General features: G+C 69.4%; 20 protein-coding genes. 9 read left to right on the forward strand and 11 right to left on the reverse strand.

Annotated elements, in window-relative coordinates:
- Nucleotides 1-51: 51 nt before the first annotated feature.
- Nucleotides 52-1,527, forward strand: coding sequence for an aldehyde dehydrogenase (locus tag ACEWX3_RS26970; RefSeq protein WP_221350488.1), 1,476 nt, complete (start codon nt 52-54; stop codon nt 1,525-1,527).
- Nucleotides 1,528-1,676: 149 nt separating this feature from the next.
- Here ACEWX3_RS26970 and ACEWX3_RS26975 read toward each other — a convergent pair whose 3' ends face one another.
- Both ACEWX3_RS26975 and ACEWX3_RS26980 read right to left on the reverse strand, forming a co-directional pair.
- A complete protein-coding gene (locus tag ACEWX3_RS26975; protein WP_374158216.1) occupies nt 1,677-2,198 on the reverse strand; it encodes a dihydrofolate reductase family protein in 522 nt (173 codons plus the stop codon).
- Nucleotides 2,199-3,140 (reverse strand): helix-turn-helix domain-containing protein, encoded by a 942-nt coding sequence (locus ACEWX3_RS26980; protein ID WP_374158217.1) that lies wholly within the window; start codon nt 3,138-3,140, stop codon nt 2,199-2,201. It abuts the gene before it with no gap.
- Nucleotides 3,141-3,432: 292 nt separating this feature from the next.
- Between ACEWX3_RS26980 and ACEWX3_RS26985 the strand changes: the two genes are divergently transcribed.
- Genes ACEWX3_RS26985 through ACEWX3_RS26995 form a run of 3 tightly spaced genes read left to right on the forward strand, consistent with a single transcriptional unit; the run spans nt 3,433 to nt 7,132 of the window.
- The gene (locus ACEWX3_RS26985; protein WP_374158218.1) at nt 3,433-4,257 is read left to right on the forward strand and encodes a 1-acyl-sn-glycerol-3-phosphate acyltransferase; all 825 of its coding nucleotides are present in this window, start codon (nt 3,433-3,435) and stop codon (nt 4,255-4,257) included.
- Between the two features lie 3 nt (nt 4,258-4,260).
- Nucleotides 4,261-5,895 carry an acyl-CoA ligase FadD12 gene (fadD12, locus tag ACEWX3_RS26990; protein ID WP_207064758.1) on the forward strand — a complete coding sequence of 545 codons (1,635 nt, stop codon included), beginning with the start codon at nt 4,261-4,263 and terminating at the stop codon, nt 5,893-5,895.
- The gene (locus tag ACEWX3_RS26995) at nt 5,888-7,132 is read left to right on the forward strand and encodes an alpha/beta hydrolase (RefSeq protein WP_374158219.1); all 1,245 of its coding nucleotides are present in this window, start codon (nt 5,888-5,890) and stop codon (nt 7,130-7,132) included. The genes fadD12 and ACEWX3_RS26995 overlap by 8 nt, the downstream gene beginning before the upstream one ends.
- Before the next feature lie 121 nt (nt 7,133-7,253).
- On the opposite strand, the gene ACEWX3_RS27000 is transcribed toward ACEWX3_RS26995, so the two are convergent.
- Both ACEWX3_RS27000 and ACEWX3_RS27005 read right to left on the reverse strand, forming a co-directional pair.
- Nucleotides 7,254-8,672: a wax ester/triacylglycerol synthase family O-acyltransferase gene (locus ACEWX3_RS27000; RefSeq protein WP_221350498.1), complete on the reverse strand. Its 1,419-nt coding sequence runs from the start codon at nt 8,670-8,672 to the stop codon at nt 7,254-7,256.
- 23 nt (nt 8,673-8,695) lie between these two features.
- The gene (locus tag ACEWX3_RS27005) at nt 8,696-9,916 is read right to left on the reverse strand and encodes an alpha/beta hydrolase fold domain-containing protein (RefSeq protein WP_374158220.1); all 1,221 of its coding nucleotides are present in this window, start codon (nt 9,914-9,916) and stop codon (nt 8,696-8,698) included.
- Between the two features lie 169 nt (nt 9,917-10,085).
- Between ACEWX3_RS27005 and ACEWX3_RS27010 the strand changes: the two genes are divergently transcribed.
- Complete coding sequence (locus ACEWX3_RS27010) at nt 10,086-12,275, forward strand: acyl-CoA dehydrogenase (RefSeq protein WP_374158221.1); 2,190 nt, start codon at nt 10,086-10,088, stop codon at nt 12,273-12,275.
- Nucleotides 12,276-12,288: 13 nt separating this feature from the next.
- On the opposite strand, the gene ACEWX3_RS27015 is transcribed toward ACEWX3_RS27010, so the two are convergent.
- Nucleotides 12,289-15,063, reverse strand: coding sequence for an AAA family ATPase (locus ACEWX3_RS27015; protein WP_374158222.1), 2,775 nt, complete (start codon nt 15,061-15,063; stop codon nt 12,289-12,291).
- A 158-nt stretch (nt 15,064-15,221) separates the two neighbouring features.
- Between ACEWX3_RS27015 and ACEWX3_RS27020 the strand changes: the two genes are divergently transcribed.
- Nucleotides 15,222-16,064, forward strand: coding sequence for an alpha/beta hydrolase (locus tag ACEWX3_RS27020; RefSeq protein WP_374159967.1), 843 nt, complete (start codon nt 15,222-15,224; stop codon nt 16,062-16,064).
- 5 nt (nt 16,065-16,069) lie between these two features.
- Here the strand turns inward: ACEWX3_RS27020 and ACEWX3_RS27025 are convergent, their stop codons facing one another.
- From ACEWX3_RS27025 to ACEWX3_RS27035, 3 genes are read right to left on the reverse strand one after another with little or no spacing between them, the layout of a single operon-like run.
- Entirely contained in the window at nt 16,070-17,374 is a 1,305-nt protein-coding gene (locus ACEWX3_RS27025; protein WP_374158223.1) for an amidohydrolase family protein, read from the reverse strand.
- On the reverse strand, nt 17,368-18,501 hold the full coding sequence (locus ACEWX3_RS27030; RefSeq protein ID WP_374158224.1) for a CoA transferase: 1,134 nt from the start codon (nt 18,499-18,501) through the stop codon (nt 17,368-17,370). Before ACEWX3_RS27030 ends, ACEWX3_RS27025 begins: the two co-directional genes overlap by 7 nt.
- Before the next feature lie 29 nt (nt 18,502-18,530).
- Nucleotides 18,531-19,541: a MaoC family dehydratase gene (locus ACEWX3_RS27035; protein WP_374158225.1), complete on the reverse strand. Its 1,011-nt coding sequence runs from the start codon at nt 19,539-19,541 to the stop codon at nt 18,531-18,533.
- Nucleotides 19,542-19,628: 87 nt separating this feature from the next.
- Between ACEWX3_RS27035 and ACEWX3_RS27040 the strand changes: the two genes are divergently transcribed.
- Together ACEWX3_RS27040 and ACEWX3_RS27045 are read left to right on the forward strand one after the other, a co-directional pair.
- The gene (locus tag ACEWX3_RS27040; RefSeq protein ID WP_207064750.1) at nt 19,629-20,786 is read left to right on the forward strand and encodes an acyl-CoA dehydrogenase family protein; all 1,158 of its coding nucleotides are present in this window, start codon (nt 19,629-19,631) and stop codon (nt 20,784-20,786) included.
- Nucleotides 20,786-21,523, forward strand: a complete 738-nt coding sequence (locus tag ACEWX3_RS27045; protein ID WP_374158226.1) for a GntR family transcriptional regulator — start codon at nt 20,786-20,788, stop codon at nt 21,521-21,523. Before ACEWX3_RS27040 ends, ACEWX3_RS27045 begins: the two co-directional genes overlap by 1 nt.
- A 93-nt stretch (nt 21,524-21,616) precedes the next feature.
- On the opposite strand, the gene ACEWX3_RS27050 is transcribed toward ACEWX3_RS27045, so the two are convergent.
- The gene (locus ACEWX3_RS27050) at nt 21,617-22,429 is read right to left on the reverse strand and encodes a helix-turn-helix domain-containing protein (RefSeq protein WP_374158227.1); all 813 of its coding nucleotides are present in this window, start codon (nt 22,427-22,429) and stop codon (nt 21,617-21,619) included.
- A gap of 85 nt (nt 22,430-22,514) precedes the next feature.
- Here ACEWX3_RS27050 and ACEWX3_RS27055 point away from each other — a divergent pair, with 85 nt between their 5' ends.
- Nucleotides 22,515-23,243: an SDR family oxidoreductase gene (locus ACEWX3_RS27055; protein WP_374158228.1), complete on the forward strand. Its 729-nt coding sequence runs from the start codon at nt 22,515-22,517 to the stop codon at nt 23,241-23,243.
- On the opposite strand, the gene ACEWX3_RS27060 is transcribed toward ACEWX3_RS27055, so the two are convergent.
- Both ACEWX3_RS27060 and fadD4 read right to left on the reverse strand, forming a co-directional pair.
- On the reverse strand, nt 23,218-24,177 hold the full coding sequence (locus ACEWX3_RS27060) for an enoyl-CoA hydratase/isomerase family protein (protein ID WP_374159968.1): 960 nt from the start codon (nt 24,175-24,177) through the stop codon (nt 23,218-23,220). The two genes, ACEWX3_RS27055 and ACEWX3_RS27060, sit on opposite strands and share 26 nt — an antisense overlap.
- A complete protein-coding gene (gene fadD4 / locus ACEWX3_RS27065; protein WP_374158229.1) occupies nt 24,174-25,697 on the reverse strand; it encodes a fatty-acid--CoA ligase FadD4 in 1,524 nt (507 codons plus the stop codon). Before fadD4 ends, ACEWX3_RS27060 begins: the two co-directional genes overlap by 4 nt.
- Between the last annotated feature and the right edge of the window lie 5 nt (nt 25,698-25,702).

The following is a 25,702-nucleotide window of genomic DNA, read 5'->3' on the forward strand; positions in this document are numbered from 1 at the left end:
CCGGACTGCAACAGGTTCTCGTTTTGTGCTTCGATCGGTAGTGTGACGTCTATGACACAGAGCACCGCCTTCAAGACCGAATGGGACAAGCTGTTCATCGGCGGGAAGTGGGTCGAGCCGGCCACCTCGGATGTCATCGAGGTGCACTCCCCCGCCACCGGCGAGTTGGTGGGCAAGGTGCCGCTGGCGTCGGCCGCCGACGTCGACGCGGCCTGTGCGGCGGCGCGCAAGGCGTTCGACGAGGGCCCATGGCCGCAGATGTCGCCGGACGAGCGCGCCGAGATCCTCGGCCGCGCAGTCAAGATCATGGAGGAGCGCGGCGACGAGCTGAAGTTCCTGTTGTCCGCCGAGACCGGGCAGCCCCCCACGATCGTGGACATGATGCAGTACGGCGCGGCGATGTCGGCGTTCCAGTACTACGCCGGCGCGGCCGACAAGTTCACCTGGCAGGAGATCCGCGACGGCGTCTACGGCCAGACGCTGGTGGTGCGGGAACCGATCGGGGTGGTCGGCGCCGTCACCGCCTGGAACGTGCCGTTCTTCCTGGCCGCCAACAAGCTGGGGCCTGCGCTGCTGGCCGGCTGCACCATGGTGCTCAAGCCGGCCGCGGAGACGCCGCTGTCGGTGTTCGCGATGGCCGAGATGTTCGCCGAGGCGGGGCTGCCCGAGGGTGTGCTGTCGATCGTGCCAGGTGGCGCCGAGACTGGCCGCGCCCTGACCGCGAACCCGAACCTGGACAAGTACACGTTCACCGGCTCCTCGGCGGTCGGCAAGGAGATCGGCAAGATCGCCGCCGACAACCTCAAGCCGTGCACGCTCGAGCTCGGCGGCAAGTCCGCAGCCATCATCCTCGAAGACGCCGACCTCGACTCGACGCTGCCGATGCTGGTGTTCTCCGGCTTGATGAACTGCGGGCAGGCATGTGTGGGCCAGACCCGGATCCTGGCGCCACGGTCGCGTTACGACGAGGTCGTGGAGAAGTTGGCGGCGGCCGTGGCCGCGATGCCGGTCGGCCTGCCCGATGATCCCGGCGCCGCGATCGGGCCGCTGATCAGCGAGAAACAGCGCGAGCGCGTGGAGAGCTACATCAAGAAGGGCATCGAGGAAGGCGCGCGGGTGGTGGCCGGCGGCGGCCGCCCCGAGGGTCTGGACAGCGGTTGGTTCGTGCAGCCGACGGTGTTCGCCGACGTCGACAACTCGATGACCATCGCGCAGGAGGAGATCTTCGGGCCCGTCCTGGCGGTGATCCCCTACGAGGACGAAGACGACGCCGTGCGCATCGCCAACGATTCGGTCTACGGGCTGGCCGGCTCGGTGTACACCTCCGACAACGACAAGGCGCTGAAGATCGCACGCAAGATCCGCACCGGAACCTATGCGGTCAACATGTACGCCTTCGACCCGGGTGCACCGTTCGGTGGTTTCAAGAACTCCGGCATCGGCCGCGAGAACGGCCCCGAGGGCATCGAGGCCTACTGCGAGCCCAAGAGCATCCTGCTGCCGTTCGGGTACACCCCCGCCGACTGACGACGCTCCACGAGATCCGACTTTTGCCGAGGTTTTCTCGTACTTCTCCGGCAAAAGTCGGATCTCGTCGACGTCTCGAGCAGCGGCGTTCGATGATTCGACGGATCTGTGCGTGATCGTCGCCGCTGCAGGTATCGACCCTCGGCCGGTCAGCCGCGGCGCCACCGGGCGCAGAGGAAATCACCGTTGCGTCCCGAATCCGTCAGCACCCACTCGGAACGGACCGGCAGCACCGGCGATCCCGCGCCCAGCGAGCACGGCGCGTAGGCGACCACCATCTCGTCGATCAGGCCTGCCTCGCTGAACTGCCTGGCGACGTCTCCTCCTCCGACCACCCAGACATCCTTGCCGGCCGCGGCTCCCACCAGATCCGGGTGCAGGTCGGCGACGGCACCGTCGAACACGTGAACCGGATGCCCGGCGGCAACGATGCCGGGCCGGTGGGTCAACACCCAGGACGGCTGGCTGTACATCCAGTCGCCGGGTTGGTTCGCCAGGATCCACTCGTACGTGTCGGCACCCATCACGAGTGCGCCGACGGTGGCCAGGAACGGTTCGATGCCGAACGGCCCGTTCTGGTCGATCGATCGGCTCGTCAGCCAGTCCAGGCTGCCGTGGTCGTCGACGATGAAGCCGTCCATGCTGGACGCGGTGTAGTAGACGGTGCCCATTCAGATCTCCCTCATCCAGTTCAACGGGTCCCCGCTGCGCACGCTCACTCCCAGTGCGCCCAGCATCGTGCGTGCGAGCTCGCGGCGGTGCGCGGAATAGGTGAGGACATGCGCGACGATGCCGTGCAGCGGGAACGATTCCGGCGGATCGCACAGCGCGTCGATCACGGTGTCGCCGAGTCGCCCGGCCGCCGAGTGCTCGGCGATCGTCGCGCGCCACCGGGCAGCGATGACGTCATGGTGGGCAGCCAACGTGGGCGCGTCGACGGATTCCGGCTGCGTCGCCGTCCGAGACGGGAAGTCCTGCCCGGCGATGGTGGCCAGCCACACCTCCTTCGTCCAGACGATGGCGCCGAGCACGGCTCCGACGCTGGCTTCGGGACCGTCCCACTCGAGCACGGTCTGGCCCGGTGCGACCTCGGCCACCCACTGTTGTGGGCTCAGCTGCGCCGCGGCGGCGAGCAGGGAGGCGGTGTCGTCGACGTCGTGGGCGAGCATCAGCGCGGACACCGACGGCGCCGGGGGGTCGGCACCGGGGCCGGCGTCCAGCCACAGCGATTCGGGGGGATGGAAGTGCAGCCCGTTGGGGGCGGTCAACCTGAAGTGCACAGCGGCGGCCTGCGAGGGCGGCACACCGTAGGCGCGCCGGAACGCGCGGGAGAACACCTCGGCCGACGACCATCCCTCGGCGGCGGCGACGACCGCAACAGCCTCGCCGCGCTGCAAACGCCACGCCGCACGTTCGAGCATGACGCGGCGGCGCAGCGCCGCCGGAGATTCTCCGGTGAGCCGGCGGACCTGGCGGGAGAAGTGGAACTCCGACGCGTAACTGCTGCGCGCCATGTCGCCGACGGCGGTGTTGCCGGCGTCGGTGACCGCGTCGAGCAACTCACGCAGTCGGTCGCGACCGGCGGGCGCCGGTACGGGCAGCGGATCGGTCACGGTGACTGAGTATGGTCGTCGCCCGCCGGGCAGGACATGACAATTCCTGCTCCGCTCGACTCCCGGGGCTATGGCGGAATCCCCGACCAGGTCCCGCCATAGCCTCTAGGAAGCTACCGCGGCCGCCACCGGGTGTGTCGCATTTCGCAGTCAAAGCCCGACTGAGCGGACGTCGGCGATGACAGGATGGCCCGGGGTGCCGGCGGCCACGTCGATTGGGGGTCGTGAGCAGTGGGTACACTGGCAAAACTAGAACACGTTCCAATCTGACGTCTTCTCGAGGGAGCACGCCATGAGCGCGACCGACATCACGCCGTCTGAGATCACGCCATCTGAAATCACCAAGTGGGATCCGGCGCTCACCGAACGGGTGATGGGCGTGCTGCGGCCGTTCCTCAAGGGCTATCACCGAGCCGAGGTGCGGGGGCTGGAGAGCTTCCCCGCAGGCGGGGCGTTGGTGGTGTCGAACCACTCGGGCGGTCTGCTCGCCATGGATGTGCCGGTGTTCGCCAGTGGCTTCTACGACCATTTCGGCTACGACCGGCCGGTCTACACGCTGTCCCATGACATGTTGATGGTCGGGCCGTCGGGGACGTTCTTCAAGAAGACCGGCTTCATCCCGGCCAACCACGAGAACGCCGACGAGGCACTGCGCTCCGGCGGCGTGGTCGTCGTATTCCCCGGCGGTGACTACGATGTGTACCGGCCCACGCTCAGCGCCAACAAGATCGACTTCAGCGGGCGCACCGGCTACGTGCGTGCCGCGCTCAACAACGGCGTCCCGATCGTGCCCACCGTGTCGATCGGCGGCCAGGAGAGTCAGCTGTTCCTCACCCGCGGCACCGAGATCGCCAAGGCGCTCGGCCCCATCGCGCGCGCGTTCCGGACGAAGATCCTGCCGGTGTCGTTCGGTTTTCCATTCGGATTGTCGGTCGTGCTGCCGGTCAACGTGCCGTTGCCGACCAAGATCACGATGCAGACGCTGCCGCCCATCGATGTGGCCGCCGAATTCGGCGAGGACCCCGACATCGACGAAGTCGACGCCCACGTCCGGCGGGTCATGCAACGGGCGCTCGACGAACTGGCCAGCGAGCGCCGGCTTCCGGTGCTGGGCTGACCGATGGGAATTCTCGATCCTCTGACCAAACCGCTGGGACTGATCTCGACGATGGCACGGGCGGGCGTGATCGCCCCGATGCGCCCCGACAAGTACCTGCGGATCGTCTCCGCGATGCAGCGCGAGAACATGGCCATCACTTCCGGTTTCGCCGCCGCCGCGCAGCGCTGCCCGGACCGGGCCGGTTTGGTCGACGAACTCGGCATCCTGACCTGGCGCCAGATCGACCGACGCGCGGACGCGCTGGCAGCCGCACTGCAGGCCCTGCCCGGCGGGCAGCCCGAGGTGATCGGTCTGATGGCGCGTAATCACCGCGGCTTCGTCGACGCGCTGATCGCGGCGAATCGGATCGGCGCCGATGTGCTGCTGCTCAACACCTCGTTCGCCGGGCCGGCGATGGCCGAGGTGCTGGAGCGCGAAGGGGAGGGCAAGTCGGTCGCGGTCATCTACGACGAGGAGTTCACCGAGGTCGTCGACCGGGCGGTGGCCGGACGGCCGGACACCGCACGGATCGTCGCATGGACCGACGGTCCGGTGAGCTACCCGACGGTCGAGCGCCTGATCGCCGAGCACGGCGACCGGGAACCGCAGCGCGCCTCCGCCAAGGGCCGGGTGATCCTGCTGACCTCGGGCACGACCGGAACCCCCAAGGGCGCCAGCCATTCCGGAGGCGACCCCACCGTGCTCAAGTCGATCCTCGACCGGACGCCGTGGCGAACGGAGCAGCCGGTCGTGGTCGTGGCGCCGATGTTCCATGCGTGGGGGTTCTCTCAGCTGGCGTTCGCGGCGTCCATGTCCTGCACCATCATCACCCGGCGCAAGTTCGATCCCGAGGCGACGCTGGAGTTGATCGATCGGCACCGGGCTACCGGGCTGTGCGTCGTCCCGGTCATGTTCGACCGCATCATGGAGCTGCCCGCCGAGGTGCTCGACCGCTACAGCGGGCGCTCGCTGCGGTTCGCCGCGGCTTCGGGATCGCGCATGCGTCCCGACGTGGTCATCGCGTTCATGGACCGCTTCGGCGACGTGATCTACAACAACTACAACGCCACCGAGGCCGGCATGATCGCGACGGCCACACCGCGCGACCTGCGCGCGGCGCCCGACACGGCGGGCAGACCGGCCGAGGGAACGCAGATCCGCATCCTCGATGCCGAACTGCACGAACTACCGGTCGGCGAGGTCGGCAGCATCTACGTGCGCAACTCCACTCAGTTCGACGGCTACACCTCGGGACAGACCAAGGAATTCCACGACGGCTTCATGTGCTCCGGTGACGTCGGCTACGTCGACGACGCCGGCCGGTTGTTCGTCGTCGGCCGCGACGACGAGATGATCGTCTCCGGCGGTGAGAACGTCTACCCGATCGAGGTGGAGAAGACGCTCGCCGCCCATGACGACGTCGCCGAAGCCGCGGTGCTGGGTGTGGACGACGAGAAGTTCGGCCAGCGCCTCGAGGCGTTCGTGGTGCTGCGTCCCGGTGCGTCGGCCAACCCCGAGGACCTCAAGCAACACGTCCGCGAGCACCTGGCCAATTTCAAGGTTCCCCGGGCGATCACCGTGCTCGACGAGTTGCCGCGCGGCACCACCGGAAAGATTTCCCGCAAGGAGTTGCAGGACCGGGCAAAGAATGCCTAAGCGCCGACCGCTGCTGCGCGCCGCCGCGGAGTTGCTCAACGCCGCCAACGGTCTGCGGCCGCTGGGTCGCGAAGGGTATGTGACCATCCCGGTGTTCGCGTTCGGCTGGCCGACATCGGAGATGTCGCCGCTCTACATGGTCGGCTCGATGCTCGACGCCGCCCGGCGAGGACTGCGTGGTGACTTCCGGGGTGTGCGCGGCCGAATCGCGTTGCTTCTCACCGCCGTCGCCTGGGCCCTGCTGTGGTTGATCCACCGCCGCAACGTGGCGTCGCAACCGCATTTCGAGGATCCGCTGCGTGCGGCGCTCGGCGCCGACTATCAGGCCATCTCGGAGAAGGCCCAGTCGGACCGGCGGCGCCGCCGAATCGGGGTTCCACCCAATGACGTGATCCGCCGGCGTTACGTGACCAAACTCGACACGGTGCAGTACGGCCCGCACGGCGCGGTGAACATGGCCGACATCTGGCGGCGTGCTGACCTGCCGCGGGACGGCAAAGCTCCTGTGCTGCTGCAGGTTCCGGGCGGCGCCTGGTCGATCGGCATGCGCCGTCCGCAGGCGTACCCGCTACTCAGCCATCTCGCCGACCACGGCTGGGTGTGTGTGTCGATTGACTACCGGGTCAGCCCGCGACACACCTGGCCCGATCACATCGTCGACGTCAAACGTGCCCTGGCCTGGATCAAGGAGCGCATCAGCGAGTACGGCGGCGACCCCGACTTCGTCGCGATCACCGGCGGCTCGGCCGGCGGTCATCTGTCCTCTCTGGTGGCTTTGACCGCCGATGACCCGCAGTTCCAACCGGGTTTCGAGGATGCCGACACGTCGGTGGTCGCGGCAGTGCCGATCTACGGCCGCTACGACTGGGTGTCTGCGCGCGGCAGTGGCCGCAAGGAGTTCATCGCGTTCCTGCAGAAGTTCGTCACCAAGACACCGATCGTGCACCACCATCAGCTCTACGTCGACGCCTCGCCGTTGTACCGGGTCCGCGCCGATGCGCCGCCGTTCTTCATCCTGCACGGTCAGGACGACTCGATCATCCCCGTGCAGGAAGGTCGCGAGTTCGCCGACGCGTTGCGCGATGTCTCGACGGCTCCGGTGGTGTACGCGGAGATCCCGCATGCCCAGCACGCGTTCGACTTCTACTACGGCTCACCGCGGGCGCATTACACCGCGCAGGCAGTGGAGGAGTTCCTGTCGTGGGTGGCGGCCACGACACGTCGGCGAGCCGACTGAACAGACACGTCGGCGAGCCGACTGAACAAACACCGTGGCGAGCCGACTGAACAGACACGTCGGCGAGCCGACTGAACAGACACCGTGGCGAGCCGACTGAACAAACACTGCGAGGAGCCGACTAAACGGGCATCGCGGTTTCGACGACGGTGAGCTTCTCGGAAAGCCCAGCTGCACGCCGGATCTCGATGAAAGCCTCCCTCAGCGCGTCGGTGAGCTCGTGAGGGTCTTTCAACGTCTTGCCGTCGGTGAGCACCGAGATGTTGATCTGGTCGACGTAGCTCCACACCGTGATGTTGATTCCGCTGCCCGCGGTCAGCGGCCCGACCGAGTAGATCTCGGTCACCAGTGCCCCGCCGACCCGCGCCCGGGTGCGGGGGCCCGGCACGTTCGAGATGGGCAGGTTCATCACCTTGTTCTGGCCGTCTTTGTTCGACAACCAGCGGAACATCGCCTCGGCGGGGGCGGGCGGCAGGTACGCCGACCACCGGCTGACCAGTTCGGGCCCCAGCAGGGTGTTGCTTTCCTTGCCCGCGACGGCCGAGTCGTGCGCAACCTTCACCCGCTCCAGCGGGTCTTCGACGTCGACCGGCAGGCTGACCAGCACTCCGGTGAAGAAGTTGCCGGAGATCCGGTCGGGCGAGAAGTCGAAACTCACCGGCACCGACGCGAGCAGCGGGTGGTCGGCGCGGTTGTCGTAGCGCAGCAGCATGGTGCGCAGCGCCCCGGCCGAGATGGACAACACCATGTCGTTGATCGTGACGCCGAGGTGCTTGCCGGTCTGCTTGACGTCGTCGAGGGACAACGTGGTCGTGGCGAACCGCCTGGTCGAGTCGAGCATGTGGTTCATGAACGTCGGTGGCGGGGTGAACGGCCGGGTCAGCTCGGGCGAGAGCTTGTGCGGACTCTGCCGCACCCTGCGCATTCCTTCGGCGGTGTAGCGCATCACCCCGGGTAGCTTGGCGATCTGGCGCAGGTGGTCGGCGAATGCGGTGCGCACCAACTCACCTGGCGTGGGCGCGGGGTCGGTGGCATAGGAGTCGCGGTCGGCACCGAGGCCGTCCTGCATGTCCATCCCGCGGGCCAGCAGATTGGCCGACGCCACGCCGTCGGCGAGGGCGTGATGAATTTTGCCCAGGACCGCGATGCGGCCGCCCGCGAGGCCCTCGATCAGATACATCTCCCAGAGCGGCCGGCTTCGGTCCAACGGGGTGCTGGCCAGTCGGCCGACCGCCTCGTCGAGTTCGCGGCGCCCGCCCGGGGCTTCCACCCGGCACGAGCGGACGTGGTATTCGAGGTCGACTTCGGCGTTCTCCCGCCACATCGGGTGATGGAACTTCAGCGGGATGTCGATGAGTTCGTAGCGGAACGGGTCGAGCTTGTAGAGCCGGCTGTGGATGACCTGCCGTAGTTCCTCGACCCCGAAACTGGCCCCGCCCAGGCCGTCGAGTTCGATGACCGCCAATTTCAGCGTGTGCATGTGCACGTTCGGAGTTTCGCTGTACAACAGCACAGCGTCCCACCCGCGAAGCCTTTTCACCGCGACACCTTCCTGGAGGCGTCCTATATAACCTCTTTGGCTCCGAGAAGACTTCTGTTTCGGTGGATATGGTTGAGGAACAATCCGATTGCGGTCGAGGCCGCCCCGGTGCGTGCTCCGTCGGTCATGTCGAAGCCGTGTCCGGCACCGGGTAGCTCGACGTAGCCGACGACCGAGCGGGACACCTCTTTGAGCCGCTCGACGAAGCCGCGGGCCTGCGCCACGGGAATGACGCTGTCCCCGGTCCCGTGCACCACCAGGAACGGCGGAGCCTCCGGGTGGATCCTGGCCATCGGCGAGGCCTTGCGGAATACGTCGGGGTGTTTGTCGAACTTGCGCTTCACGACGACCCGCTCCAGGAAGTCCATGAAGCGCACCCGCTCCACGGTGGACTTGTCTTCCCAGTCGTAGCGTCCGTAGATGCCGATGACAGCGTCCACCGAGGTGTCCGAGCCCTCCGGCAGTTCGCCCTGCATGTCCGGATCGTTGGCGGTCAACCCGGCCAGCGCAGCCAGGTGCCCCCCGGCGGAGGTCCCGGAGATGGCGACGAAGTTGCGGTCACCGCCGTATTTGTCGACGTTCGCGCGAGCCCAGGCGATCGCCTGCTTCACGTCGGTGATGTGCGCCGGCCACGGATTGTGGGGCGCCACGCGGTAGTCGATGGACAGACACACCCAGCCCATCTGCGCCAGATGGGACATCAGGGCGTACCCCTGCAACATGCGGCTTCCGTGTACCCATGCCCCACCCGGCACGAAGATGAGCACCGGAGCATCGGCGGGCAGGTCGTCGCGGCGCCACACGTCGAGCAACTGGCTCGGCCGCGGTCCGTAGCGCACCGAGGTCTTGTGCACGTGACGGCGGTGATCGCGCATCCGCCACACCGGCGGCGTACGTTCCGGCAGGGGCCAGTCGATGTCCAGGTCCTTGGCGGACACCAAACCGCGCAGTGCGGCTTGTGTCACGGCGTTGGTGCAGTCCCGTTCCTGCTGCTTCTTCTCTGCGTCGTTGGGCGCCACCAGGGACTTGGCCAGCGATCCGACGAAATCGGGGGCGTGCCTGGCTCCCCACACTCCTGCCGCCGTCAGCGCGCCGAGCGGCTCGAGGTGCTTGCCGATGACCGGCAGCGACGCGGACGCCACGCTCAACGCCAGCATGTAATCGGACGGACCCGCGTTCAACAACCAGTGCAAACGGGTAGTCATGGTGGGTCCGGGATACCGGGTGGCCGGTCGTTCCGTCATTGCGCGAGCGTACCCCCTAGCCCAGATACCAAACAGACAATCCGGCCCAAGTTGTCTACTGTTTTTCGGACGTTACTTTTCGGTGATGTGGGTCACACCTCGGTCGACATCGAGACCTGCGCGATAGCGTCGTTTGACGACTGTCAACTTCACCGAAGAGGGTGTCATCGTGGCCAGAACCTCGCCGACCGTCGCGGAAACCTCCGCGCTCGCCATCACCGAAGAACACCAGGACCTCGCCGACGCCGTCTCCGGGCAGCTGACGCGGCTGGATGCCCTCGCGCAGGCGCGATCGACGCTGGCCGGCGGCACGACTCATCCGGCCGACATCTGGTCGGCAGCAAGCGAACTCGGCTGGACCGGGCTGGCGATCGCCGAAGAGCACGGCGGGTCCGGGTTCGGGCTCGGCGAAGTGGCGGTGGTGCTGGAGTGCCTGGGCCGTCACCTGGCACCCGGACCGTTCCTTCCCACCGTCTGCGCAGCGGTGGCCCTCGACCGGTGCGCCCCTGAATCCGTTGCCGCCCAACTACTCCCGTCACTTGTCGCCGGTCAGACCGTAGCGGCCCTCGGCGTGGCCGGGACCGTGTCCGTGGGAGCCGACCACGTCGCCACCGGCGAGCACCCCACCGTACTGGGCGCGCCCGACGCCGACCTGCTGGTCCTGACCGCCGGTGACGATCTCGTGGTCGTCGACGCGGCCGCCGACGGCGTCACCGTCACTGCCCTGGATTCCCTGGACACCACCCGCAGCCTGGGCTCGGTGGCGCTGCGCGGGGTGGCCGTGCCACAGGATCGGGTGCTGCGGGGGGCAGCACGCGACGCCAGGACCGTGTGGCGCATCCTGACCGCCGCCGAGGCGGTGGGAGTCGGGTGGGCCGCACTGCAGATGGCAGTCGAATACGCCAAGGTTCGCGAACAATTCGGCAGAACCATCGGCACCTTCCAGGCGGTCAAACACCATGCCGCGAACATGCTCGTCGACGTCGAGGTCGCCACGGCCGCGACGTGGGACGCCGCTCGCGCCGACGACCTCGACAGCGCCTGGTTCGCCGCGGCCGTCGCCGCCGCGCTGGCGATCCGCGCGCAGGTGTCCACCACGCAGCACAACATCCAGTTGCACGGTGGCATCGGCTACACCTGGGAGCACGACGCGCATCTGTATCTGCGCCGGGCGCGCACGCTCGCGGCATTGACGGCCGACGGCGGCGACCCGCTGCTCGATGTGGTGGAGGGCCGGCGCAGCGGCCGGGCGCACGGCGCCTCGTTCACGCTGCCACCGGAAGCCGAGGATCATCGAGCCGCGGCGCGGGAGGCCGCGACCCGGGTCCGCGGGTTGCCCGCTGAACGACAGCGCGATTTCCTGGTCGACTCCGGCTATCTGGTCCCGCACTGGCCGCAGCCGTGGGGTCGGGGCGCCACCGTCCTCGAACAGCTCGTCATCGAGGAGGAGTTCGCCGGAGTCGAGCGCCCCGACATGGGCATCACCGGGTGGGTCGCGCTGACCATCGCCCAGGCCGGCACCGAGGAGCAGCGTGACCGCTGGGTCGAGCCGGTGCTGCGGGGGCAGGTGATGTGGTGCCAGTTGTTCTCCGAACCCGGTGCGGGCTCCGATGCTGCCGCGGTGCGCACCTCGGCGAAACGAGTGGACGGCGGGTGGCGCGTCACCGGCCAGAAGGTTTGGACCAGCCTCGCCCACCTGTGCCAGTGGGGGCTGGCCACCGTCCGCACCGACCCCGAGGCCGCCAAGCACGCCGGCGTGACGATGATGGCGATCGACATGGGCGCCGAGGGGGTCACGGTCAACCCGCTGCGGGGCATCACCGGGGACTCCCACTTCAACGAGGTGTTCTTCGACGACGTGTTCGTTCCCGACTCCGATGTCGTCGGCGACGTCAACAAGGGCTGGCTGGTGGCCCGAGCGACCCTGGGCAACGAGCGCATCTCGATCGGCGGCGGATCGGGCGCGCCGACCGGGACCACGCCCGATCACCTCATCACGTTGCTCGACAGCGCGCCCGAGACGGCCGCGCGGTATGTGCGACAGGCCGGTGAGGTCATCGCCGAGATGCACACCCTGCGGCTGCTCAACTTGCGCCGCGCGACCCGCGCGATCGCCGGCGCCGAACCGGGTCCGGAAGGCAACGTGACGAAGCTGCTGGTCGCCGAGTCCGGACAGCGGCTCACCGAGCTGGCGTTCGAGCTGGCCGGCACCGCCGCCGTTGCTGGTCAGACGCCGCAGTTGACGCTGAGCTATCTGGGCAATCGTGCCATGACGATCGCCGGGGGCACCTCGGAGATCACCCGCAACACGATCGCCGAACGGATCCTGGGTCTGCCCCGAGATCCCCTGCTGCGGTGAACATTCGGAGCCCTCACCGGACCGAGCGGCCCATGACCCGACCGAGCTCGGCACGCGAGCGGATACCCAGCTTGCGGTAGACCTGGGTCAGGTGGGCCTCCACGGTCTTCGGGCTGACGTACAGCTCTGCGGCCATCTCCCGGTTCGTCAGGCCTGACGCGGCGAGCTCGGCGATGCGCCGCTCCGTGCCGGTCAAGGCGCGCCCGGCGTCCGCATCGACGCCCACCGGCCCCGCCCCGGCTTCGGCCCGGCGGGCCCACAGCACCGCGCCGAGCTGCTCGAAGGTGGCCAGCGCCTCGGCGAACTGCGCTTCCGCAGCTCGTCTACGGCGCCGGCGGCGCTGGATCTGAGCGCACACCAGCTGCGTCCGCGCCCGTTCGAAGGGCATCGCGAGGCTTTGGTGGTGCCTCATCGCCTCGGCGGCGGCCGCTTCGGCCTCGGCCACCTTGCCCGCCGCCAGCAGCACCATGCTGCGGCACCGCGCCCCCACCGCCAGCTGCCAGGGTCGATGGAGTCGACGGCCGGTGTCTTCCATGGCCGCTGCCAGCTGTTCGGCCTGCTCCAGCCGGCCCAGCGCCACCAGGGCCTCCACCGCGTCGGGCAGGTACCCCTTGGTGGCGAACTCGGCGCCGGGGACCGTGTCGAAGACCCGCAGCATCGGCTCCAACGTGGCCAGCGCGGCCTCGTACGCCCCGACCGACACCTCGAGGAAGGCCAGCAGCGCCGAGGCGAGGTCAGCATACGGGGACCGGCAGCTGTTCGCCAGTTCCAGCGCCGTGCGCAGATCCGTTCGGGCCGAGTGGTCGTCGCCGGTATAGGCGGCCACGGCACCGCGCATCGTCAGCGCAATGCTCATCACGTGCGCACCGCCCAGTCGTTCGGCACGTTCGACGGTGTCGCGGGCGTCGGCGGCGGCCGCGGTGTAGTCGCCGCGCAGGATGCCGAGCATGACGGCGTTCAGCGACACCCAGAGCATCTCGGTGTCGGCGCCGCGGTCGAGCAGGCGGTCCCGGACGGCCTGCAGCTGCACCGCCGCGGCGTCGACCTCGCCGGTCCACACCAGCAGGACGGCGTGGATGGCGCTGGCACTCAACGTGACCGGCGCATCGAGTTCCACCGCCTCCAGATCCAGCGCCCGCCGCATGGCCGCCCGGTCGTAGTCTCTGCCGCACAGACAGTCGATCCATGCGTTGACGGCCAGCGCCGAGCTGATGAGCTGATCGATCCCGAGCCGCTCCGCCTGGGCCAGCGCTTCCCGCGCGTTCGCGGTCGCCTCGTCGTAGAGGTCCGCGCGTACCTGCGCAAACGCCAGCATCGTGCGGACGAACGCCGTCAGCATGGCATCACCGGAGGCATCGGCCAACGCGCTCTGCAGGTCGTCGATGCCGCGCAGATAGCCCTGTGTGTGGATGACCACGGCCGAGCGCAACAGGAATGCGACCGATCTGGTGACGCCGGGCGCCGACCGCTCGATGGCCGGCGCGAGGATCGACGACGCGGTTCCGGTGTCTCCGGCACGAATGTGATTGTCGGCAGCCTGGATTCGGCGCTCGGCGGTATCGGCGCCGAGCCCGATGGCCAGCTCGAGCAGTTCGGCGGCCTCGGCGGGAGCTCCGCGGTGCCGCGCCACGGCGGCGGCCTCGTCCAGTGCGGCCAGGGTGACCGGGTCGGCGGTCGTGGCGGCCAGGGCGAGGTGACGTGCCCGCAGCTCGGGTTCGGCGACCAGGTCGGCCAGGCTCCGGTGCACCTGCCGCCGCTGCTGCGGATCGGCGTCGGTGTAGACGCCCCGGGCGAGGAGCGGGTGGTTGAACCTCACCTTGTTCCCGGTCACGGTGACCACCCCCGCCCCCTCGCTGCTCTCCAGCAGCTCGACGGTGCGCTCGACACTCGCCCCCATGGCCGCGGAGATCATCTCTACCGTCGGGTCGGACGTGGCGGCGGTCACCAGCAGGACGGCGCGGACCTCGTCGCTCAGCGCGCCGACCCGCAGGCGTACCAGCTCGGCCAGCGAGGTGGGGAGTTCGGTGTCGCTGCGCAGGGGACGGTTGCCGAGCGCGCGAGCGAGTTCGAGCGCATAGAAAGGGTTTCCGCCCGAGACGTCGGCGATGCGTACCACGGTCGGCCGGGGAAAGGACCTGCCGAGACGCTGGGCGATGACCTCGTGCAGGCCGCCCAGGGTGAGGGGGTGGAGCTGCATCCGCTGGATCCCGTTGACGCTGTCGAGATGCAACCAGGCGGTCGAAGCGTGCCCGGCGTCGGCGTCGGTGCGATGGGTGAGCAGCAGCGCGGTGCGCCGCCGCACCCGGCGCGCCACGAATCCGATGACCGCCTGGCTGGACGGATCGAGCCACTGCAGATCGTCGATCGCGATCAGGACAGGCGCGCTCTGCTCGAGCGCGTCGATGATCGACAGCATCGCCGCGGCCAGCACCTGTGAGTTCGCTACGGGCGCGTGGTCCGCGGGCTCGTCGAGCCGGTCGCGCAACAGGAGGCCGGTGACCGCGCCGCGTTGCACCTCAGGCAGGTCGGCGACGATGTCGGGCGGCACGTCGGCCAGTAGTTCGGCGACCGTGGCCCAGGCCCGCACCGACTCGGCTCCCCACGCCCGCGCCGACAGCACCTGCATGCCGGCTTCCCTGGCACGCTGCAGACCTGCCTCCCAAACCGTGCTCTTGCCGATGCCGGCTTCCCCGTCGAGAACCAGTGCGGCGGGCCACGACTCGACCGCGCGCAGGAATCCAGCAATCCTCTCGGATTCAACAATCCGCCCCACCGGATACTGGAACACCCGTCAATACTGCCATCCAGCAAATGAAGCAGACATTCTCGCTGGTCGTGCGTGGGGACTGTGCACCATCGGCCGCGAGATCTGCGCATACTTATCGGGTGCCCCGCATCGAATTCCACCCGGAGCTGCGTCGCAGCGCCCGCCTCGTTCCCAAGCAGATGATCACCCCGGTCACACTGCCGTTCGTCCGGGCCGCGACCCGGATGATGTGGCGCCACACGCCTGAGGGCGTGGAAGTGCTCACCCTGGCCTCCGGAGTCACCGTGCGGTTGCATCGTCCGCCCACCACCAGCTCGCCTGGACCCGCGCTGCTGTGGATCCACGGCGGCGGTTACGTCCTCGGCGACGCCGCCCAGGACGACGTGCTGTGCCGCCGGTTCGCCGCCGAGCTCGGTGCCACGGTGGTGGCGGTGGACTATCGGTTGGCACCGGAACACCCGTACCCGGCTGGGCTCGACGACTGCTATGCAGCGCTGCGCTGGTTGGTCGCGCTGCCGGCAGTGGATCCGGCCCGAGTGGCGATCGGTGGGGCAAGCGCGGGTGGCGGACTGGCTGCCGCCCTGGCTCTGCACGCCCGCGACATCGGGGAGATTGCCGTGGCCGCACAGCTTCTGGTGTATCCGATGATCGACGATCGCACCGTGCTGCGTAAGGACCTGGATCACCCCGGGCACCGGCTGTGGAACCAGTCCAGCAACCGGTTCGGCTGGCGCGTCTACCTCCGCGGCGCCGATCCGGATCGAGCCGTCCCGGCGCGGCGCGACGACCTGGCCGGGCTGCCCCCGGCCTGGATCGGCGTGGGGACGTTCGACCTGTTCCATGATGAAGACCTGGCCTACGCCGAACGCCTGCGCGCGGCCGGAGTGCCCTGCGAGGTCATGGTGGTCGAGGGAGCGTTTCACGGGTTCGACGGCATCGCCCCCAAAGCCGATGTGTCACAGTCGTTCTTCCGAAGCCAGTGCGCGATGCTCACCACGGCCTTCGCACCGGCCGCGGCCTGAGTTGATCAGCCGCGTTCGAAGACGAGCTCACCCGCGAGCACCGTGGCCGCGACCAGGCCGGCGTCGAGTTCACCCAGCACCGTCGCGGGCGGCTCCGACAGCACACAGAGATCTCCCGGGGCACCGGGGCAGACCCGGCGCGGGGACAGTGGCGCGACGGCGCTGCCGAGAAACATCGTCAACGCCGCACGCGGCGAGACCCTTTCGTGCGGACCCAGCACAGCGCCGCCAGGGGTCCGCCGGTGGACCGCCGCGCGCATCGCCGCCCACGGGTCGGCATCGCCGAACGGCGCATCGGTCGACAGCGCGACCGGAATGCCCGCCCGTGTCAGTGTCGCCACCCGCCACAGCTCGTGATGCTGCGCGGCCGGAACATCGACCAGGTACTGATCGCCGCGCTCGGCAACGAAGTTCGGCTGCGTCACCACGGTGACCCGGGCGGCAGCCAATTCGGCGACGGCGTCGTCGGGCACGGTCGCGGCGTGTTCGATGCGGTCCGCCGGGTGCCGGCCGGCGCTGCGCAGCGCCGCCAACGCCACGATCAGCTGCGCGGCGGTGACGCAGTGCAGCGCGACAGCCACATCCTCGTCGTGCCGGTCACCCACCCACCGGGTGAGCTCGTCGAGATCCAGACCGTCGTCGTGCAGAATTCTCTTGCCCGGAGCCAGAAGATGCACCGTCTGACGCAAGTCCCCGCGCTGTCGCGCCTCGGCCATCACCGCTGCGTCCCTGGCACCCAGGTCGGGCGTCGCGTCGGTCAGACCGGTGACACCGTAACCGCACAAACGGCTGCTGAACTGCGCCAGGTCCGGCTCGGTGCGCGGCAGCGCCGCCGACCACGAGATGTCGGCGCTGCGCAGCCGTCCGTCGGGATGCCCGGCCAGCCCGAGCCGTTGCAGCCCAGCCGAATTCACCGCCCACAGCACGCCGCTGCGGTGCTGTACCCGTACCGGCACAGCCGGGCCGGCCGCGTCGAGTACCTCGCGGTCGAGCTCGCCTGCGCCGGCGTCGTGGTAGCCGACCGCCCGGATCCAGCCGTCGGCACCGACGGGCGCGCCGGTGAGCAGCCGGCGCAGATCGTCGATGTTGCGCACCACCTCGGGACCGACATGCACCGAGGTCATCGCCGCCGCGGCGGCGCGGATGTGCAGGTGGTGGTCGTGCAATCCCGGCAGCACGGTGCCGCCCGCCGCGTCGTAGACGTCCTCACCGGGTCGCGGCACCAATCTGTCGGCGACGTCGACGATCCGCGCTCCGACCCGGATGTCGGCGGGCGTACCGTCGAGCAGCACGGCCCGTCGGATCAGCATCGCGCGGCCAGAAGCCCGGCGACGAGGGCCTCGACGCGCGCCGTGTCGGCGCCCAGCTCGGATGCCGGCGTGATGCTCTGCGGCACAACGGTGCACGGCGTTTCGGCGTCGCGGTACGGACCAGCACTGCACGGCACACCGGCGTAGTGCGCGGCGACAGCGGCCATCGAGAGATCCGCGAGCTCTCCTCCGCCGCGCGCGAGTGACCGCAGCACCGCGCGGGCGGCGTGCAACCCGGTCAACGGATCGGCCAGGGCGTCCCCGCAGAACCGCGGGAACGACTCCCGGCCACAGACCAAGCCGCCGGACACCGCGGCATCGTCGCCGAAGGCCGCCCACCCGCCGCGTTCGCCCTCGGTGCCGTGTCCGGTGATCCGGATCCACACCCCACCATCGCGGGGGCCGAGGTCGGCGACTCCGACGCCGTGCCGCTCCAGCGCACCCGGACGGGAGGATTCGATCACCACATCGGCGGCTCGCAGCAGCCTGCGCAGCCCCTCCGGCGCCTCGAAATCCACCCGGTAGGAGAGCTTGTCGCCGTTCATCCAGTTGAAGAAGGCCGCCGGGCCGGACCTGGTGCCGTCGGGCCGCGCCGCGGTCTCGACCTTGACCACCGTCGCACCGGCCCGGGCCAGCAGCGCACCGCACAGCGGGCCGGCCCACATCGAGGACAGGTCGGCCACCAGCAGATCGTTCAACACCCCACGAGGTTGCCGATCGCCGATGCGGCGCAGCCGTATCGGGCTGGGTCGGGTCTCCCCGAGCACCCCGACGGGCAGCCCGAGGAGGCGGGCCCGCTCGGCGAACGCCGGCACTCCGAGGCGGCGCACACTGTGCCGCACGGCCGGCCACGGGTCGGCGCCGATGCCGTCGCGCTCGACCAGCGCGGGCACCGCATCGATGTCGTCGGGGCGGGACAGCGTCAGCGCGCACCACCCGTCGTGGCCGGGCAGCAGTCGCGTGGCGCCGCCGGCGGAGACCTGTCCGCCGGCGCTCAGGCCCAGCATGGCGGCGCGGCCACCGAGCAGCTCGTGAACGTCGATGTCGATGCCCAGCTCGGCGGCGACCTCCCGCGCGACACCGCTCGCGTGCTCGAGCACGGCGGTCGGCAGCATCACGGGCGTCACCACCCCATTGTGGCCGCCGCCGTTCGAAGTCAGAACATCAGCGCGGTGAAGCGCCAGTCCAACACCTGCCGGTCGTCCCCGCTGTCGGCGGCGGCGAACACCACCGAACGCAACCGCAGCAGGGCGCCGCGTCCGTCGGGTCGCGGTTCCGCGTGTTCGATGTGCAGGTCGCTGTAGAGGGTGTCGTCCTCGTGCACGGGCCCGGTGTGATCGCAGGACTGCCAGCCCAGCACGGTCACCAGGTTGGGGAGCAGCCTGGTGGCCTGCGCCAGCGCCAGTCCGATCGTGTGCCCGCCGTAGACCAGCCGACGGCCCCCGGCGCGCGAATCATGGTGAGTGGCTGCGATGTTCAACGAGAGCCGGGCCAACTCCGGTGCGCTGCTGACGACATCGGCGGTGCTGCGCAGCGCCGTGCCGGCCGACACGGCGCCGAAGTGGTCGCCGCGCACCCGCGTACGGTAGGCGGCCGCGTCCCAGTCCGCCGTGGGGTCGGCCTGCGCGGGGGCATCGACGCCTATGCCGGCCAGGTCGTCGCGGTGCCCCGTCTCGACCCCGTCGCCCCTGCACGGCAGCATTGCGCACCGGTAGAAGTCCAGCACCAGCCGTCCTACGCCGTCGACCGTGGTCATCCGCAGGGCCGCCAGACCGGTGGGCGCTCGGCCCGGTTTCGCCGTGTTCTGCCGCAAGCCGACCACCTCGGTCCTGGTGAACAGCGTGTCGCCGATGACCGGGAACCGGTGAAACGTCAGACCCCGGTAGAACAGGTTCGCCTTGACCCGCTGGGTCACCACCGTGGACTGCCCGATCGCCACGTCACAGACCAGCGCCGGATGCGCCAGCGGGGCGGTGGCACCCACGACGGCGGTCGCGAGCTCCGCGTCGAGGGCCAACCTCAGCCGGTCCCCGAGGATCGCCTGGTGCGTGGCAGCCACGCCGGCGGTGAGTGTCATCGACGGAGCGGCGTCGAACACCTGACCGACGGACAGGTCGTCGAAGAACGGGCCCCCCGGAATTTGGCCGGACAAAGTCACAGCGCGCATGCTGGCACCACGGCCCGAGCTGTGTCAACATGCTGACCAGGCCGCGGCCCCAAATGGCCGTACCTTTCGGCCGGAGGAGGAAGCTGCGTGAGCGACGGACTGACCGACGAAGAGGTCATGCTGGTCGACACGGTGCGGGCGTTCGTCGATCGCGATGTCAAGCCCGGGGTCCGCGACATCGAACACGCCAACACCTACCCCGAGGCGTGGATCGAGCAGATGAAGCAGCTGGGCATCTACGGACTGGCGGTCCCCGAGGAGTACGGCGGCACCCCCGTCTCCACGCGGTGTTATGTGCATGTCACCCAGGAGCTGGCCCGGGGCTGGATGAGTCTGGCCGGCGCGATGGGCGGCCACACCGTGGTGGCCAAGCTGCTGGCCCTGTTCGGCACCGACGCCCAGAAGCAGCGCTACCTGCCCGCACTGGCCACCGGTGACACGCGGGCCACCATGGCACTGACCGAACCCGGCGGCGGCTCGGACCTGCAGAACATGGCCACGGCGGCCCGCCGGGACGGCGATGATCTGCTGATCAACGGCGCGAAAACGTGGATCTCCAACGCCCGCCGGTCCGGGCTCATCGCACTGCTGTGCAAGACCGATCCGCACGCCACGCCCCGGCACACCGGCATTTCCATCGTCCTGGTGCAGAACCCGACCCCGGGGCTGACCGTGTCACGCGACCTGCCCAAGCTGGGCTACAAGGGCGTCGAGTCGTGTGAGCTGAGCTTCGACGACTGCCGGGTGCCGGCATCGGCGATTCTGGGCGACGTACCCGGTCGCGGATTCGCCCAGATGATGAAGGGCCTGGAGACCGGCCGCATCCAGGTGGCCGCCCGCGCGCTGGGCGTCGCGTCCGCGGCGCTACAGGATGCCCTGGACTACGCGCAGAGCCGGGAGAGCTTCGGGCAGCCGATCTGGAAGCACCAGGCCGTCGGCCATTACCTCGCCGACATGGCGACCAAACTGACCGCGGCCCGCCAGCTGACCCTGCATGCCGCCGACCGGTACGACGGCGGCCGGCGCGCCGACATGGAGGCCGGGATGGCCAAGCTGTTCGCCTCCGAGGTGGCGATGGAGATCGCGCTGAACGCGGTCCGCATCCACGGGGGGTACGGCTATTCCACCGAGTTCGACGTCGAGCGGTACTTCCGCGACGCCCCTCTGATGATCGTCGGCGAGGGCACCAACGAGATCCAGCGCAACGTCATCGCCGGCCAGCTGGTGGCCCGAGGCGGAATCTGATGGTCGTCACCGCCCGGGCACCCGCGTATCAGGTTCTCCGGGAACAACTCCGGGCCGACATTGCGGCGGGACGCTACCCGGACGGCACCCGGTTGCCGACCGAGTCCGAACTGGTCGCCCGCCACGGGTTGTCGCGCCAGACGGTCCGCCGCGCCTTCCAGGACCTGGTCGCCGAGGGAGTGGTGTTCAGAGTGCCGGGTCGCGGTAGCTACGCCGGTGGACAAGGGCGACGGTATCTGCGCCAGCTGGGGTCGATCGAGGACCTGATGAGCCTGTCGCAGGACACCACGATGGAGGTGCTCGAAGGTCTGCGCCGCCGGGTGGACATCGAGGCCGCGAGCCGACTGCGCCTGGACGGTGACGTCGTGCACACGGTGGTGTTCCGCCGGCTGCACGCCGGTGTCGCATTCGGCCACACCGTCGTCCACCTTCCCCCGGAGGTGGCCGAAACCGTCTCCGGCTCACCGCACCTGGTCACCGGCGCGACCAGCACCCACACCGTGATCGGACTGCTCGAGCCGCGCTCACCGGTTCCGATCGCCGAGGCCGCCCAATCGATCACCGTCTCCGCGGCCACCGACGCCGCGGCGGCCGCGGTGGGCTGCCCTCCCGGGCATCCGATGCTTCGCGTCGACCGGCTCTACACCGACAGTGCCGGGCGGGCAATGGAACTGGCGGTCAGCCAGTTCCTGCCTGAGCAATACGCCTACCGGGTGACGCTGCGCCGGTCGGGCTGACCCAGCGCTGCCGGTCGGGCTGACCCAGCGCTGCCGGTCGGGCTGACTCAGCGCTGCGCGGCGACGCTGCCCAGCGCTGCCGGTCGTGCTGACTCAGCGCTGCGCGGCGACGCTGCCCAGGATGGCCAGCGCATCGGCATCCGGACCGCCCGGTTCCGCGTCGTACACCACGAGTTCCTGGCCGGGGGCGGACCGCACATCGAACGTCTGCATCGTCAGTGTGAGCGTCCCGATTTCGGGGTGATGAAACCTCTTCACGCTGGCGCTCTTTCGCCGGGCGTCGTGGCGCGCCCACAACCGCCGGAACTCCTCGCTGGTCGCCAGGAGCTGAGCCAGCACCTCCCGCACGCGCGGGTCGTCGGGGTCGGTGCCGTAGGACATCCGGAACCCGGCGACGGCGTCGGCGGCCACCACCGGCCAGTCCGCGTAGAACGTCCGCGAAGCGGGCTCGTTGAACACCAGCAGCATCAGATTGCCGACGGTGCCGAACTCGCCGAACAGCGCGGCTGCCAATGCATTGGCAGCCAACACGTCGAAGGCCCGGTTGTAGACCAGCGCGGGGTTGTCGGGCCACGCCTGCATCAGGCGCAGCAGTGACGGGTCGACGGTGCCGGACACCGGGCCGCCACCCGGCCTCGGTGTCAGCCCGGCCAGGCCGAACAGGTGCCGCCGGCCGTCGGCGTCGAGGCGCAGCGACGCGGCCAGCGCATCGAGGACCTGTACTGACGGTGAGCGTTCGCGGCCCTGCTCCAGACGTGTGTAGTAGTCCACGCTGACACCGGCCAGCAGCGCCACCTCCTCGCGGCGCAGGCCAGGGACCCGTCGCAGCCCGGTGCCGGGCAGGCCGACGTCGGCCGGCGCGACCGCGGCCCGACGGCTGCGCAGGTAGTCCCCGAGGTCACCCACACCGCCAGCATAGGAGCGCAACCGCGGCGTCGGCTGGGTGCAACGCACCCTGGTTGGTCCGGGCTGGGTTGTCGAAGCTGGAGGCATGACCGACTCGAAGATCGTCCTTGTCACCGGAGCCAGCAGCGGAATCGGTGCAGCCGTCGCCGCGCGGCTCGCCGCAGAGGGGCACCATGTCGTCGCCGGCGCACGACGCACCGACCGGCTGACCGATCTGGCCCGCGCGGCCGGGAGCGCCGGCGGCAGCATCGAGACACGTCGGCTCGACGTCACCGACCTGGCAGACGTGACGGCCTTCGTCGACACCGCTGTCGCGGCGCACGGCCGGGTGGACGTCATCGTCAACAACGCCGGCGTGATGCCGCTGTCACGGCTGGATGCCCTGCTCGTGGAGCAGTGGAACTGGATGATCGACGTGAATGTGCGGGGCCTGCTGCACGGCATCGCCGCCACCCTCCCCCACTTTCAGCGGCAGGGCGGCGGGCATGTCGTCACCGTCGCGTCCGTCGGCGCGCACGAGGTGGTCCCCACCTCGGCGGTCTATTCGGCGACGAAGCACGCGGCCTGGGCGATCACCGAGGGCCTGCGCCTGGAGTCCGATCCGTCGATCCGGGTGACCACCGTGTCGCCGGGTGTCGTCGAATCCGAACTGGCGCAGACGATCACCGATCCGACGGCGAGCGCGGCGATGCGCGATTACCGGGCGGCGGCGATCTCCCCGGACGCCATCGCCGCCGCGGTCGCGTTCGCCATCGCCCAGCCGGCCGACGTGGATGTCAACGAGATGATCATCCGGCCGGCGCGTCAGCGGTGACCTCGTCGACCAGGCCCCACTGCAGCGCCTGCCGCGCGTCGATGAGAGCACCGGTCAGGAACAGGTAGGCGGTGCGCCACCGTCCGATTCGGCGGGTGATGCTGACGGTCCCGCCCGCACCCGGGATGAGCCCGAGCTCGAGCTCGGGCAGCCCCATCCGTGTCTGCGGGTCAGCGCTCACCCGACCGCAGAACGCCGCCATCTCCAGACCGCTGCCGAGCACCTGACCGTGTACCTCCGCGCGGAGTCGCTGACCCAGCCGGCCGCGCAGTTCCTCCAGCGCCAGCGCGGGGCTGTGACGGGTGCGGGCCAGATGCGCGGCGGCCGGATCGCTGAACGTGCCGAACTCGTCGAGATCCCCGCCGCTGCAGAACGACGGTCCGGTTCCGGCGAGCACGACCTCGGTGACGGTCGGGTCCAGCCTGGCGACGGTGAGGGCGTCGAGCAACGCCGCCCGCGCTCCGGTGCTGAACGCGTTGTGCCGCCGCGGCCGGTTGAACCGGATGCGCAGCGTGTCCGCGTCGCGGTCGGCCAGTACCGGATCTGCTTCTCCAGGCACGGTTCTGGGCCCGCGCCGCTGCAGCCAGGCGGCGAACTCGGCGCCACTCTGCAGCGTGGAGTAGGCCAGTGACTCGGTGATCACCCCGCTGAAGGCGGGTGCCGAGACATCGACCGCGCGCAGCACGTCGTCACCGGTTGCGGCGGTCACCGGCCAGGTGCGGCATCGCTGCTTCAGGTCGGCGACGACGTCGGGCACCGAGTTGACGCACACCGTGCGGGGGTCGTCGCTGGGGTGCTCGGTCAGCGTGAAACTGGCGCGCTGTAACCAGTATTCGGCGTGGGCCGAGTCGAGGTCGCCGACTGCGACCACGACGCCCGGCGGGCCCACGTCCTCGAGCGGTGGGGGCTCCGACAGGTCGGCGACATGCATCAGCGCGAGTATCTCGCGATCAGTTCCTGCTTGTACAGCTTGCCGGTGTCGGTGCGGGGCAGCTGCGCCTCGAACGATATCGATCGGGGGCACTTGTAGTGTGCGAGGCGATCACGCAGCCAGGCCAGCAGTTCGTCGGCGAATTCCGGTGTGGCGTCGGCGGGGTCGACGGTCTGCACGACCGCCTTGACGCGTTGGCCCATGTCGTCGTCGGGGACGCCGAACACCGCGGCATCCATCACCTTCGGATGGGTGACCAGCAGGTTCTCCGCCTCCTGCGGGTAGATGTTCACCCCGCCGGAGATGATCATGTGGTGCCGGCGGTCGGTGAGGTACAGGTAACCCTCCTCGTCGACGTAGCCGATGTCGCCGACGGTCTTCCAGCCGCTGACATGTCGCGACGACGCGGTCTTGTCGGGATCGTTGAGGTACTCGAAGTCGAAGCCGCCCTCGAAGTAGATCTCGCCGGGCTCACCGGGCGGCAACTCGGCGCCGTCCTCGCCGACGATGTGCACCGCACCGGCCAGCGGGCGACCGACCGAGCCGGGGTGGGTGAGCCACTCCTCGGCGGTGATCAGCGTCGAGCCGTGCGCTTCGGAGGAGGCGTAGTACTCGTCGACGATCGGGCCCCACCAGTCGATCATCTGCTTCTTGATCTCCACCGGGCACGGCGCCGCGGCATGCATGACCCGCTCCAGGCTCGACACGTCGTAGGCCTTGCGTACCTCGTCGGGGAGCTTGAGCATGCGGGTGAACATCACCGGGACGAACTGGCCGTGGGTGACGCGATGTTTGGCGATCGCGTCCAGAGCACCCTCGGCGTCGAACTTCTCCATCACCACCGTGGTGATGCCGCCCGCCTGGGTCTGCATCGACCACACCGAGGGAGCGGTGTGATAGAGCGGTGCGGGACTCAGATACACCGTGTCAGGGTGCATCCAGAACGACACCAGTGCGGCCATCAGGCCCGGCGCCTCCGACGGCGGTACGTGCGGCAGTTCGCGTTTGATGCCCTTGGGGCGCCCGGTCGTGCCCGACGAGTACTGCAGCAGATCGCCCTCGATCTCGTCGTCGATCGGGGTGTCCGGTTGGTCGGCCACGCATTCGGGGTAGCTCGACCATCCCTCCAGGGTGCCGTCGGCGATCAGCAGCAACGACGGTAGGCCGTTGGGCAGTTCGTCGGCCAGGCCTGCCAGGGTGCCGCTTAGCTTGGCCGATCCGACGATCGCCTTGGCGGCGCTGTTGTCGATGATGTAGGCCGCCTCGGCCGCGGTCAGGTGCGTGTTGATCGGCACGTAGTACAGCCCCGCACGGCGGGCGGCCCACATGACCGCGTGCATGTGGGCGTTGTTCTCCATCAGGATCGCGACCGCGTCGCCCTCGACCAACCCGGCCTTGCGGAACAGGTGCGCCAGTCGGTTGGCCCGGGCCTCCAGCTCACCGAAGGTCACCACGGTCCCGGAGGGATACATGATGACGGCGGGCTTGTCGGGGGTGGCAACGGCAGTGTCGCGGATCTGCATGCGGT

Source organism: Mycobacterium sp. G7A2 (genome assembly GCF_041902445.1).
Lineage (GTDB): Bacteria > Actinomycetota > Actinomycetes > Mycobacteriales > Mycobacteriaceae > Mycobacterium.